Annotated in this window: 11 protein-coding genes; 7 read left to right on the forward strand and 4 right to left on the reverse strand. The window is 46.7% G+C overall.

The window, feature by feature from the left end; all coding sequences use genetic code 11:
• Positions 1-8: 8 nt before the first annotated feature.
• Genes ribD through N5J47_RS12830 form a run of 3 tightly spaced genes read left to right on the forward strand, consistent with a single transcriptional unit; the run spans position 9 to position 3,084 of the window.
• Positions 9-1,094 carry a bifunctional diaminohydroxyphosphoribosylaminopyrimidine deaminase/5-amino-6-(5-phosphoribosylamino)uracil reductase RibD gene (ribD, locus tag N5J47_RS12820; protein ID WP_279960244.1) on the forward strand — a complete coding sequence of 362 codons (1,086 nt, stop codon included), beginning with the start codon at positions 9-11 and terminating at the stop codon, positions 1,092-1,094.
• Positions 1,091-2,383, forward strand: coding sequence for a DNA adenine methylase (locus N5J47_RS12825; RefSeq protein WP_267981595.1), 1,293 nt, complete (start codon positions 1,091-1,093; stop codon positions 2,381-2,383). The genes ribD and N5J47_RS12825 overlap by 4 nt, the downstream gene beginning before the upstream one ends.
• A gap of 41 nt (positions 2,384-2,424) precedes the next feature.
• Positions 2,425-3,084, forward strand: coding sequence for a riboflavin synthase (locus N5J47_RS12830; protein WP_279960243.1), 660 nt, complete (start codon positions 2,425-2,427; stop codon positions 3,082-3,084).
• A gap of 45 nt (positions 3,085-3,129) precedes the next feature.
• Here N5J47_RS12830 and N5J47_RS12835 read toward each other — a convergent pair whose 3' ends face one another.
• Genes N5J47_RS12835 through N5J47_RS12845 form a run of 3 tightly spaced genes read right to left on the reverse strand, consistent with a single transcriptional unit; the run spans position 3,130 to position 5,652 of the window.
• The gene (locus N5J47_RS12835) at positions 3,130-3,756 is read right to left on the reverse strand and encodes a hypothetical protein (protein ID WP_279960242.1); all 627 of its coding nucleotides are present in this window, start codon (positions 3,754-3,756) and stop codon (positions 3,130-3,132) included.
• Positions 3,757-3,792: 36 nt separating this feature from the next.
• On the reverse strand, positions 3,793-4,200 hold the full coding sequence (locus N5J47_RS12840; protein WP_004674261.1) for a DNA polymerase III subunit chi: 408 nt from the start codon (positions 4,198-4,200) through the stop codon (positions 3,793-3,795).
• A 3-nt stretch (positions 4,201-4,203) separates the two neighbouring features.
• Positions 4,204-5,652, reverse strand: coding sequence for a leucyl aminopeptidase (locus N5J47_RS12845; protein WP_279960241.1), 1,449 nt, complete (start codon positions 5,650-5,652; stop codon positions 4,204-4,206).
• Between the two features lie 156 nt (positions 5,653-5,808).
• Between N5J47_RS12845 and lptF the strand changes: the two genes are divergently transcribed.
• The 4 genes from lptF (at position 5,809) to N5J47_RS12865 (ending at position 10,875) form a co-directional block, all read left to right on the forward strand.
• Complete coding sequence (gene lptF / locus N5J47_RS12850; protein ID WP_279960240.1) at positions 5,809-6,909, forward strand: LPS export ABC transporter permease LptF; 1,101 nt, start codon at positions 5,809-5,811, stop codon at positions 6,907-6,909.
• Positions 6,909-7,979 (forward strand): LPS export ABC transporter permease LptG, encoded by a 1,071-nt coding sequence (gene lptG, locus N5J47_RS12855; RefSeq protein ID WP_279960239.1) that lies wholly within the window; start codon positions 6,909-6,911, stop codon positions 7,977-7,979. The genes lptF and lptG overlap by 1 nt, the downstream gene beginning before the upstream one ends.
• Positions 7,980-8,099: 120 nt before the next feature.
• Entirely contained in the window at positions 8,100-9,644 is a 1,545-nt protein-coding gene (gpmI, locus tag N5J47_RS12860) for a 2,3-bisphosphoglycerate-independent phosphoglycerate mutase (protein ID WP_279960238.1), read from the forward strand.
• Between the two features lie 52 nt (positions 9,645-9,696).
• Entirely contained in the window at positions 9,697-10,875 is a 1,179-nt protein-coding gene (locus N5J47_RS12865; RefSeq protein ID WP_279960237.1) for a S41 family peptidase, read from the forward strand.
• A 314-nt stretch (positions 10,876-11,189) separates the two neighbouring features.
• Here the strand turns inward: N5J47_RS12865 and N5J47_RS12870 are convergent, their stop codons facing one another.
• Positions 11,190-12,623, reverse strand: coding sequence for a sigma-54 dependent transcriptional regulator (locus N5J47_RS12870; RefSeq protein ID WP_279960236.1), 1,434 nt, complete (start codon positions 12,621-12,623; stop codon positions 11,190-11,192).
• Between the last annotated feature and the right edge of the window lie 11 nt (positions 12,624-12,634).

The following is a 12,634-nucleotide window of genomic DNA, read 5'->3' on the forward strand; positions in this document are numbered from 1 at the left end:
GAGAAATCATGTCGGAATTAAAGTCAGATCAATATTGGATGCAACGTGCCATTGAGTTGGCTCGGCTTGGACAATATTCAACTAAACCGAATCCGAATGTAGGCTGTGTCATTGTCAAGGATGGTCAACTGATTGGAGAGGGTTTCCATCCTAAAGCGGGGCAGCCACATGCGGAAGTTTTTGCATTGCGTCAGGCAGGTGGCAATGCCAAAGGTGCAACTGCTTATGTGACTTTGGAACCCTGTGCGCATTACGGCAGAACACCTCCATGTGCCGAAGCCTTGGTGAAAGCACAGGTCAGGAAAGTGGTGGTTGCCTGTTCAGACCCAAATCCACTGGTGGCAGGGAAAGGTGTGCAAATCCTGCGTGATGCGGGGATTGAGGTTGCAATAGGTGTTTGTGAGGCGCTTGCAAAAACACTCAATTTCGGTTTCTTAAAGGCCATGTCCACGGGCTTGCCTTATGTACGTTTGAAAATTGCATCCAGTCTGGATGGACGTACCGCGATGGCGTCGGGTGAATCGAAATGGATTACAGGCCCAGCCGCGCGGCAGGATGTACAGCATTGGCGTGCAGTTTCTGGTGCAGTCATTACTGGGATTCAAACGGTTTTGGCAGATGATTGTGAACTCAATGTGCGTTCCTTGGACAAGGTTGATATCGAGACTGTGGTACAACCCAAACGTATCGTGTTAGACCGTCAGGGACAGTTGCCACTTTCTGCCAAGATATTACAAAATCCTGAAACAGTGATGGTGATGACACCATTTCGTCAGGAACTTGCCGATTTAGGCGTGATACAATTGTCGCCGCAACCTTTAAACCAATTATTGCAGACCTTAGCTCACCAATACCAAATTTATGATGTATTGGTTGAGGCTGGCGCAACGTTGTCCACCGCCTTTTTACAGCAGGGTTTGGTTGATGAAATGATCAGTTATGTTGCACCCACCTTACTTGGTCAATCTGCCCGCGCTATGTTCAATGCTGAATTTAGCCAGATGGCAGAGCAACTGCGGTTTGAGTTGGTCGATGTAACCCAACTTGGGCAGGATATTCGCCTGAGATTGCTCCCTATCCAAGAGATGATATGAATCCAGAACCATCGGTTTATCACAAACGTCGGCACGCGGCACGCACCACTGACGAGTATCTTTTTCATCAGCTCGTTCCCTATCTCGGTAATAAGCGTCGTCTATTGCACCTTATTTTAGAGGCGCTTGAGATTACGGGAACACTGAATAGCAAGAAAAAGAATCCACCGATTTTTGCTGATTTCTTTGCGGGGAGTGGTGTGGTCTCGCGTTTGGCGCGCCAGAATGGCTATCGTGTGATAGCCAATGACTGGGAACCCTATAGCCATGCGCTTAATCATGCCATTTTGGCCTGTGTCGATGCGCCTGCTTTTAAGGAACTGGGTGGCTATCAAAAGGCCATTGATTATCTTAACCGTCTGCCTGAAGTTAAGGGCTGGGTTACGCACAACCTCTGTCCGCGCAATGATGATGTGTATGATCCAGCACGTGATCGTTTGTTCTTTAAACGCCGTAATGGCATGCGGATTGATGCGATCCGTCAGCAAATCGCAACCTGGCAGGCACAGGGTGCAATCAATGATGTGGAAATGAGTGCCTTGTTGGCACCACTTTTGTATTCGGCCAGCTTTGTCAGCAATACCAGTGGTGTCTTTAAAAGTTTCCACCAGGGCTGGGGCGGTAAAACCCAAACTGCACTGGAACGGATTGAATCCTTACTGTGGCTGACCCCAAGCCGTTTCTGTGAGATTGGCGATACGAAGCGTCCTGCGGCTGAAATGTGGTGTGTGGATGCCCAACATCTGGCCAATCAAATGAGTGGCTTTGAAGTGGATGTGGCTTATCTCGACCCACCCTATAATCAGCATGCCTATAGCAGTAATTACCATGTGCTCAATGCGCTGACCTTATGGGATCAGGTCGATTTACCCTCCCCAGATACCAAGGGCTTTAAAAGCGGTATTGACCGTGCATGGCGTAAACAGCGCCCAAGTCCTTATAACTCATCCAAATATGCCAAAGAGGCGTATGAGAAGTTATTGGAAACCATTAATGCCCGCTATATTTTGACCAGTTATTCGACTGATGGAAATATTGAACCGAAAGACCTGCTGACCGCCAATTTAAAACGCGGCAAGGTCACATTGCTGACTCAGGATGTTCCTCGCTATCGGGTCAGTAAACAACGTCAGTCTGAACGGGCACGCGTACTGGAATTTATCGTGATTACCGATACCCATGCCAAGTCTGGTCCACCATTGCGACAACTTCTGGGGCAGTTGTATCACTTTGCTGAATTGGGTGGGGTGGATACCACAGGCAACAGTACTCAATTGGCTTTGTGGTAATACATTCCCCTCTTTGAAAAAGAGGGACAACGGGAGATTTTATGTTTACAGGCATTATTGAAAGTTTAGGTAAGGTTGAGAGCCTGCAAAGTGTAGGTGGTGATGTTCGTCTACGTATTCAAACTGATTTGGATATGTCTGATGTACATTTGGGAGACTCAATTGCCACCAATGGAATTTGCCTGACGGTCATTGAGTGGGGTGAAAACTGGTATGCGGCGGATGTTTCGCGTGAGAGTTTAAACCGTACCACACTAGGCCAATGGAAAGTTGGCCAGGCGGTGAATGTTGAAAAGGCGATGCTGCCAACCACACGTTTTGGTGGGCATATTGTCAGTGGGCATGTCGATGGCTTGGGTGAAATCACCCTGGTACGTCAGGATGCACGTTCTTTGTATTTTGAGGTCACCGCACCTGCTGAGTTGGCAAAATATCTGGCAGAAAAAGGTTCTGTGACGGTTGACGGCATTAGCCTGACCATTAACCATTTACGTGGCAATATCCTGAGCCTGAACCTGATTCCACATACGGCCGAACGGACTAATATTGGGACATGGCAGGTTGGAAGTAAAGTGAATCTGGAAGTAGATGTATTGGCTCGTTATATTGAGCGTTTATTGTTGGGTGATAAGGCCGCAGAGCAAAAAACCGAATCGAATATCAGTATGGCGTTTTTAGCGGAAAATGGTTTTCTAAAATAGAATGGCAAGCATAAAAAAGCCCAGTTTGATGAACTGGGCTTTTTATTATTTCTCGTCTGAGAACTGACTGTTTTTCAATATGTAGTCAATTTCGTCCTGAGCCAGTGCATGAAGCTTGGCACGGAATACGGTTACTGCCTGTTCAATCAAGCTTTCCGCTTCCAGTTCCAGTCGAACACGGACACTTTCCAGTTCAGACAGAATTTGCTGATCTTCAATCACAACACGCTGACCTTGGGCGTAATCAACACTTGGCTGTTCAGGATTGACCTGATAACGTTCAGTTTGTTGTGCAATTTCCTGATCGATATGGCGACGCAACACAATCAGGCTTTCAGTTTGCTGTTCAAACTGCTGTTCTTCATCTGCCTGTAGCTGTGCCGCATAAGCCGCTTCAGCTGCACGTTTTTCCGCCAATGCCTTTTCCAAAGCCTGCTGTTTGCGGATACGTGCCTGTTCGATCAATTCTGCCTTTAAGTCGGCATAGGCCTGATCGATGCGTTGTTGGGAACGCTGCTGTGCTTTCTCTTCATGTTGCGTCCATGTTTGAATCAGGGTTTGGGGCAATAGCAGATCACAGATGCGTGCCAAATCTTCCTGATAGGTCTGGCGGACTGTTTCAGGTGCATTTAACCAGCGTTTTTTAAAATCCTGACCTACATTTAATGCCACGCGACACTCCTCAAAATGATGCTCTTTGTTGCAGACTTATAATTTAAATGTTCGAGGTTCGATACCCAAACGACGATACATTTTAAACTTTTCCCGACCAGCCTGTTTCGCAGTTTCATTATTTTCAATAATTTCGATAATGTGGCGAAAATCCTGAGTTTGTTCAAGTGCATGATTGTTAAAATTAAACACGATCCAATCATTGGATGGTGGTAATTGTTCTGAAATGCAGACGGAACTATGCGGTTGATGAATACCATGCGGTATAAAACTCTGGGGATCAAAAGTCCAAAGCTGTTCATCCAGTTCGGTTTGTAATTCTGGATCAGCACAATACCACCAGATATGGGGATGCTGATTCAGGATTTTTCGACATAAACGGCAAGCACTTTCGACTTGCCGTTCGGTACTATTTTCAAACAGATAAAAACTGATTTGTGCCATGTGTTAGTTGTTCGTTGCAACACGATTCGCTAAAAACTGCATCAGTAATGGTACTGGGCGACCTGTTGCACCTTTGGCGGCACCTGACAACCATGCTGTACCCGCCACATCCAGATGTGCCCAACGATAGTCACGGGTAAAACGTTCAAGGAAACAAGCCGCCGTAATGGCACCGCCGTATGGACCACCAATATTGGCGATATCGGCAAAAGGAGAGTCCAGTAACTCCTGATATTCCTCCATCACTGGCATACGCCATACACGATCCAGTGACTGCTCGCCTGCCTGTTGTAAATCCTGGGCCAGTTCATCATCTGGTGTGAATAAACCACTGACCACTTTACCCAGCGCCACCACACATGCACCTGTCAGCGTCGCAATGTCAATCACAAGGGCAGGGTTGAAGCGTTTGATATAGGTCAGTGTGTCACAAAGTACAAGGCGGCCTTCGGCATCAGTATTCAGAATTTCAACGGTTTGACCGCTCATGGTGGTCACGATGTCACCTGGACGGGTGGCATGCCCTGATGGCATGTTTTCAGCCGCGGCAACCGCACCGACCACATGAATTGGGAGTCGGGCTTCGCATAATGCGCGGATTGTGCCCAGTACCGAGGCTGCGCCACACATATCAAACTTCATTTCATCCATACCCAAGCCTGGTTTGAGTGAAATGCCGCCTGTATCGAAAGTCACGCCCTTACCGACCAGTACCACAGGTGCCTGATCTACCTGGGTATTGTATTCCAACGTGATCACGCGCCCTGGACGTTCTGAGCCTTTGCTGACGGCGAGGAAAGCATACATGCCCAGGTCAGCCATTTGCTGTTCATCCAGTACCGTAACTTTGAGCAGGTCTGGATATTGTGCGGCAAGGGCAAGGGCCTGATCAGCAAGATATTCTGGGAAGCAAAGATTCGGCGGGCAGTTGCCCAAATCACGCGCATAGTTTTGACCTGACTGAACCGCATGAATCAGGTTGAGTTGGACATCATTCAGTGAGCTTTCGCTTGCAACCAGATCAATGGTTTCCAATACAAATTCATTTTTCTTGGATTTAAATGCATCATAGCCATAAGCTGCCTGTGTCAGGTTCAAGGCAAACAATGCATGTAAATCAGTTGGTAACGCCGAAATGTCTAGCGTGATGTGCTTAAATTTATTTTGTGATGATTTGATAATGGATTGTGCGAGTTTTGCTAATTTAATGGCTTTTAATTCTGCACTTTTCCCAAGACCCAATAGTTGGGCGTTTGGCTGTACCGCAATATTGGCAATTAACGGCAGGCTTTCATTAAAACCCGCCTTAAACTGAGTGGCATTGAGAATATCATCTAGCTGGTTGATTTGATAAGCATTTAAATTCTGTTGTAATTGTTCTGAATCAACCAATATCCACAAAGATTCACTTGATGTTTGTGCTGGAAATGCGGTTTGCAGTGTAAATTTCATTGTCTGTTTCGAACCTAATGGACAAAAAAGAAAGATAAGTCCATTAAACACTTTCGGATATGAGGTTGCAATCGGCAACAAGCGATAGGTTTTATATTTTTAACATTCGGGTAAACTACAGTTTCCCCTCGACTGACTCTATCTGGAAGCATTACCTTGATTATTCGGCGTTACCTCGTCAAACAAGTGGTGTCCACCTCGCTGGTGGTGACTGCCTTGCTCACCTTAATCATTATGGGTGGTCAGTTGATCAAGATTTTTGGACGTGCTGCACAAGGTCGCCTGGATGGTGGTGTTCTACTGAGCATCATTGCCTATCGCCTGCCTGAGTTTTTAACATTGATCCTGCCATTGGGCTTTTTTATTGGCCTGATGTTGGTGTTTGGCCGTTTGTATGTCGATCACGAAATGGCGGTGCTGAATGGCAGTGGCGTGAGCCGCAACCAGTTGGCACGACTGTTATTGCCAATGACCCTGGTGTTTTTGATTGTTCAGTCTATCTTGATGTTTTGGGGCGCATCTTCAGGAATACGCGCCTATGAAAGCCTGATGCAGACTCAGGCTGTGCGTGCGGGCTTTGATCTGGTTCGACCAAAGGAGTTTATCTCTTCTGGGCCGTATACCATTTATGCAGGTTCGCTTTCGGAAGACCGCAAGAATTTAAAGGATATCTTTTATTACCAAAAGGCGGATCGGGAAGATAAACCTGATGTGATGATTCTGGCGAAAGAGGCCACCCGTGTGGAAATGGCAAATGATACTGCCAATGTGGTTGATCTGGTTCAGGGCCGTCGCTACGAAATCTATCCAAACCAGCCTCGATATACCCAGGCCGAGTTTCAGTCCTATCGTTTACGTCTGGAAAATGATAAGGATGTCAAATTTGAAAGTGATGATGTGGAAGCCTTGCCGATGAGCAAGCTATGGCAAAAGCGCGATGATTCCGTAGTGCGGAGTGAGTTGGGCTGGCGGATTTTTGGTCCATTGGTCATGGTGATTGCCCTGATGCTGACCGTGGCCTTGTCTGAAGTCAGTCCACGTCAGGGACGTTATTACCGCCTGATTCCCGCCATTTTCATTTTTGCCAGCCTAATTGTATTGATGATTGCGATTAAAACGCGGATTAGTAAGGAACAACTGGATATCTGGGCCTATCCAGTGGTGTTGCTGGTATATGCAGGTGCTGCGGCAATTTTTGCCCGTAAACAGAAGCTGGCACCCAAAATCAAGAAAAGTATGCAGCGAGTGGGGTTGTGATGTTAGCACGTCGAATAGTCGCCAGACATGTCACCAAAACCACGATTCTCGCCATGCTGGGAACCACGCTGGTGCTGTCTTTTCTACAGGTGCTGTTTACATATCTGGGTGAGCTGGGTTCACTTAAGCCTGATTACAACGCATGGCAGGCGTTCCTGTTTGTAATGTGGGGGGCGCCGCGTTATCTCTATGAAATCCTGCCTGTTGCGGCATTGATTGGTTCGGTTTTAGGGCTGGGGGCATTGGCATCCAATAGTGAGCTGATTGTGATGCGTTCAGTGGGCATCAGCTTATGGCGCATTGTGGGCTGGGTGATGCGTTCTGCTTTATTGCTGATCATCCTGTCATTTGCCTTGAGTGAATGGGTGATCCCATATACCAATGAAAAGGCGCAGAGCATTAAAAAACAGCGCAGTGTGGCATCCTTGGGAGAGGTAAAGGGCTATTGGTCTCGTGAGGGGCAGCGCTTTATCTATATTGACTATGCCAATGCCCAGGGACAACTTCGTAATATTAACGTCATTGATTTCGATCAAAACTACCGTTTGCAGTCTTTTGTCAGCGCCGAGCAAGGGCAGTTTGTCAAAGATGGGCAGTGGACTTTAAAAGAGTCGCATCAGGTCGATTTACTGGCTCAGGGTAATGCGATCAAGACTGATCATGAGCAACAGCCATTGGGTTTGGCATTACAGCCTAAATATGTACATATGGTTACGCTGGACCCAGAGGATTTATCGCCAAGTCAACTGATCAGTTTTATGCGCTACCTGAAAGAATATAGTCAGGTGCCAAAAACCTATGAATTGGCATTCTGGCAAAAAGTTGCTTCCCCCTTTGCCCTGATTACGCTGGTATTGATCGCCTGTTCCTTTATTTTTGGCCCATTGCGTCAGCAGTCGATGGGTTTCCGTCTGGTGATTGCACTGTTCACAGGACTGGGCTTTTTCTATTTACAGGACTTTTTGGGCTATGCCAGTCTGGTCTATGCGCCATCTCCAGCGTGGTTTGTCTTGCTGCCAATTCTGTTGATGTTTGCGGCAGGGAGTTATTTGCTCTATCGCGCACGCTAGAGGTCTGAATAGTTTGAATTGATAATCATTATTGATTAAAGCGTCTGCAAGATCATGGAGAAATTTATCAAATTTCGGTAAACTATGCCGATCAAATGATAGACAAACAGAGAGTCCATTATGACGGATGCAAATGCTGGCAAAATTCCTCACGTTCTGGTCATTATGGATGGCGTGGGACATCGTGAAGCGGTTGAGGACAATGCTTATCTGGCGGCAAAAACGCCAAACCTCAGCGCCATGAAAGCCAAGCATCCCAATAGTTTAATTTCTGGCTCAGGTGAGGATGTGGGCTTGCCTGATGGACAGATGGGCAACTCAGAAGTTGGGCATATGAATCTGGGTGCAGGTCGTGTGCTGTATCAGGATTTTACCCGTATTACCAAAGACATTCGTACAGGTGATTTCTTTGAGCATGAAGTGCTGGTGGATGCGGTGGAAAAAGCCAAGGCAGCCCATGGTGCGGTGCATGTGATGGGGTTGCTGTCAGAGGGTGGTGTACACTCGCATGAAGACCATATCGTTGCCATGTGTGAGCTTGCGCTAAAACGTGGCGCGACTGTCTACTTGCATGCATTCCTTGATGGTCGTGATACACCTCCACGCAGTGCCAAGCCATCACTGGAAAAACTGGATGCCATGTTTGCCCAATACCCAAATCAGGGGCGTATTGTCTCAATGATTGGCCGCTATTTTGCAATGGACCGTGACAATCGCTGGAACCGTGTTGAGGAAGCCTACCGCTTGATGACAGAGGGAGAGGCAATCCGTGTTGCCAATTCTGCGGTTGATGGCTTGGAACAGGCCTATGCGGCGGATGAAAACGATGAATTTGTTCGGGCGACCCGTATTGGTGAAACCGTCAAGGTACAGGATGGTGACAGCATTGTATTTATGAATTTCCGTGCTGACCGTGCCCGTGAAATCACACGTGCCTTTGTTGAAAAGGATTTTGCAGGCTTTGAACGTAAAGTTGTTCCGCATTTGTCAAAGTTTGTGATGCTGACCCGTTATCAGGCCAGCATTGATGCACCTGTTGCCTATATGCCTGAAGAACTTAAAAATTCCATTGGTGAATACCTGTCTGGTTTGGGCAAAACCCAGTTGCGTATTGCTGAAACTGAAAAATATGCACACGTCACTTTCTTCTTTAGTGGTGGCCGTGAAGATGAATATCCAGGTGAGAAGCGTATCCTGATTCCATCACCAAACGTGGCAACCTATGACCTGAAACCTGAAATGAGTGCCATAGAAGTCACGGATGAACTGGTGAATGCCATCAATTCAGGTGAGTTTGACCTGTTGGTGGTGAACTATGCCAATGGCGACATGGTTGGGCATACGGGCGTGTTTGACGCTGCGGTAAAAGCGGTTGAGACAGTGGACACCTGTTTGGGACGTGTCTATGAGGCAGTTATGGCAAACAAAGGGCATATGTTAATTACCGCCGATCATGGTAATGTAGAGCAAATGCAGGACTACGACAGTGGACAGGTTCATACCCAGCACACCACTGAACTGGTTCCATTTATCTATGTTGGACCAACGCAGGCAACTATTGCCGAGGGTGGGGTTCTGGCAGATGTCGCGCCAACATTGCTTCATTTGATGCAGATTCCTGTACCGCCAGAAATGCAGGGTAAAAATTTAATTACTTTGGAATAAATTTCCCCGAACCTCTCTTTTTGAAAGAGGGGATTCTTCAGAAGGTGAACGAATGACCCAGCACAACAACATTTACAGGGCTTTGTATGCAGGTTTGTTGATGTGCTGGGGGCATGTCCTATATGCAGCACCAAGTCCACATCCGTCGGGTTGGGTGGATGAGACTGCACCGCATAGCACCGCCGAAGTGCCAATTGAGTCAATTCAACAGTTTGTACAAATCTATGGCATTGTACGGGACAACTATGTTGACAAGAAATCTGATGATGCCCTGTTCCAGCAGGCGATCAAGGGATTGGTCAGTGGTCTGGATCGCTATTCCCGTTATCTATCGGCAGAAGAATATCGTGAATTAATTCAATATACCGAGGGTGATTTAGCTTCTGTTGATTTTAATTTAAATTACGACAGCTTTGCCCGCTTATGGCAGATTCATGACCTAAAAACAGGGTCGGACTCCAATAAGCTGGGATTGCGTAATGGGCAAACCATCCTGAAAATTGACAATCAGGAATTAAAGAGCCTGAATCAAGATCAGGTGCAGGGTCTACTTTACGGATCGATTGGCAGCACCCTGCAAATACAGCCTGAAAACAGCAATAGCACCATAATTCTGGTTCGGAATAAAAAAGTTGAAACTGATATTGAACCTGTTTTATTACATAATCAGGTACTGGTACTCAAAATTCGGGTATTCCAGCAAGATACGGCCAATGAAATCAAACGTTTGATTGAAGAATACAGTTCAACCAAGTTAAAGGCAGTCGTGCTGGATTTACGCAATAACCCAGGTGGACTGCTTTCCGCAGCAGTTGAATCCGCAGACTTATTTTTGAATCAGGGACTCATTGTCACCACAAAAAGCCGTTCTGAGGGCGATCAGCAGTTTCAGGCGTTGCCCTCCAATGAGTTTCAAAATATGAAACTGGGGATTCTGATCAACCGTCGTTCCGCATCGGCGGCTGAAGTGTTTACCGCAGCCTTGAAAGAACATAAACGGGCATGGGTGATTGGGGAGAACAGTTATGGTAAAGGCGTGGTGCAAAAGCTTTTTCCACTTCCAAGCGGTGCAGCTTTACAAATGACGGTATCGCATTATTACACCCCAAATGGCAACATGATTGAGGGACAGGGGATTCAGCCAAACCAGACCTATCCCTTGCTACCAGAAATGAAAGAGGACAGTTATTTAGAGCATGTCACTGAACTGGTGCTGAAAAGTAAGCTTTAACATAGGGTCTGTTGACATTTCACAGATGCTTGCGACAGAGGACATTTTTTAGACGGTACAAGGCATGACTTACGAAATTTAGCTATCCTAAATAAGTAAGGCATAACGCAGTAGCGGCAAAAAATGTCCCTGTCCCGCAGGGTTATGGTTAAAACTTCCCTAAACTGCGTTATGAAACTTGACAAGGGGGTCGCCATTGCCTGCGTTTCATGCCTTGTTTATGTCGTTTTAGCCTATAACGCAATGCATGGCTGAAATGTCAACAGACCCTAATAAAGCCCCTTTTAAAGGGGCTTTATTTTTAGATCAGCGTATTACTCATCATCTTCAGTATCGAGTCCAAATTTTTTCAAACGATAGCGTAAAGAGCGGAACGTCATCCCCAGTTTCTTGGCTGCCAGGGTGCGGTTCCAGTGCGTGAGATTGAGTGCATTGAGCAGGATTTCTTTCTCAATATTCTCTAGATAACGTTCCAGCCCTTCAGGTGGAAGCTTTTTAGAACTCATTGCAGGGCTAGAGCTTTGATGAGTCTGCTCATGCTCTTCCTGTGTTGCAAATGGCATGCTGGCAGGAGTTGCAATTGAGCCGCGTAGCGGGGCTGTTTGCAAGTGTGCAAGATCGATGTTTTCATCATCACTGAGGGTGATGGCGCGTTCAATGATGTTGCGTAACTCACGCACATTGCCTGGGAAATATTGCTGTAACAGGAACTGTTCTGCACGAGACGACAGGGTTTTTGCAGGAAGTTCCCATTCCTGGCTAATTTTCTGGATAAAGTGATTGGCCAGCAGGAGAATGTCTTGGCCACGCTCACGCAAAGGTGGCAGCACGATATCCATGACGTGAATACGGAAAAATAGGTCCTGACGGAAACGGCCCTGTTGAACGAGAAGTTCAAGGTCCTGATGGCTGGCACTGATCACACGGAAATCCACATCAATTTCCTGATCTGAACCGACAGGGCGGATTTTCTTCTCCTGTACGGCACGCAGTAATTTGACCTGCATATTGAGTGGTAGCTCTGCGATCTCATCCAGAAACAGGCTGCCGCCGTGTGCCGAGAGAATTAAGCCCTGTTTGTCCTGTGCCGCACCTGTAAAACTGCCTTTCTTATGTCCGAATAATTCACTTTCCATCAATTCAGTTGGAATGGCACCGCAGTTAATCGCAATAAAAGGCCCTTCACTACGGTTACTTAGACGATGAACCAGATTGGCAACGACTTCCTTACCTGTTCCAGACTCACCTGTGATAAATACAGGTGCCTGAGAACGGGCAATTTTCTTGAGCGCGATACGTAATTGTTGAATCGGTGCCGAACGGCCAATCAGTAATTTATTTTCTAAAGCTGTTTCAGCCGCTTCCTGTTCAGGTTGCGGGCGATTTAACGCCTTTTGAATCAACTGGTCTAAATGTGTTTGATTGACAGGCTTACTGACAAAATCAAATGCGCCTGCTTTTAATGCCGCAATGGCAATATCCATATTGCCATAGGCTGTCAGTACCGCAATGGGTGTGTTGGGATAGTTCTGTGTTACGTGTTTGACTAAATCGAGACCGTTGCCATCTGGAAGGTTTAGGTCTGTTAAACAGGCATCGTACTGAAATTCAGTAAAGAACTTTTTTGCTTGCTCTACACGATAGGCAAGATGGGTTTTAATCCCCATTCGTGCAAGCGTCATTTGCATGAGGAGACATAAGTCTTCTTCATCGTCTACCAGCAAGACGAGTGGTTGTTTAGTTGCCATTTCCCCGAAAA

Origin of the sequence: Acinetobacter sp. GD03645, assembly GCF_029845285.1 — a bacterium.
GTDB lineage: Bacteria > Pseudomonadota > Gammaproteobacteria > Pseudomonadales > Moraxellaceae > Acinetobacter > Acinetobacter corruptisaponis.

Coding starts and splice junctions, on each gene's coding strand:
- lptG (WP_279960239.1), top strand. CDS start 6,909: ATGTTAGCACGTCGAATAGTCGCCAGACATGTCACCAAAACCACGATT.
- N5J47_RS12865 (WP_279960237.1), top strand. CDS start 9,697: ATGACCCAGCACAACAACATTTACAGGGCTTTGTATGCAGGTTTGTTG.
- N5J47_RS12830 (WP_279960243.1), top strand. CDS start 2,425: ATGTTTACAGGCATTATTGAAAGTTTAGGTAAGGTTGAGAGCCTGCAA.
- ribD (WP_279960244.1), top strand. CDS start 9: ATGTCGGAATTAAAGTCAGATCAATATTGGATGCAACGTGCCATTGAG.
- N5J47_RS12840 (WP_004674261.1), bottom strand. CDS start 4,200: ATGGCACAAATCAGTTTTTATCTGTTTGAAAATAGTACCGAACGGCAA.
- N5J47_RS12825 (WP_267981595.1), top strand. CDS start 1,091: ATGAATCCAGAACCATCGGTTTATCACAAACGTCGGCACGCGGCACGC.
- gpmI (WP_279960238.1), top strand. CDS start 8,100: ATGACGGATGCAAATGCTGGCAAAATTCCTCACGTTCTGGTCATTATG.
- N5J47_RS12870 (WP_279960236.1), bottom strand. CDS start 12,623: ATGGCAACTAAACAACCACTCGTCTTGCTGGTAGACGATGAAGAAGAC.
- N5J47_RS12845 (WP_279960241.1), bottom strand. CDS start 5,652: ATGAAATTTACACTGCAAACCGCATTTCCAGCACAAACATCAAGTGAA.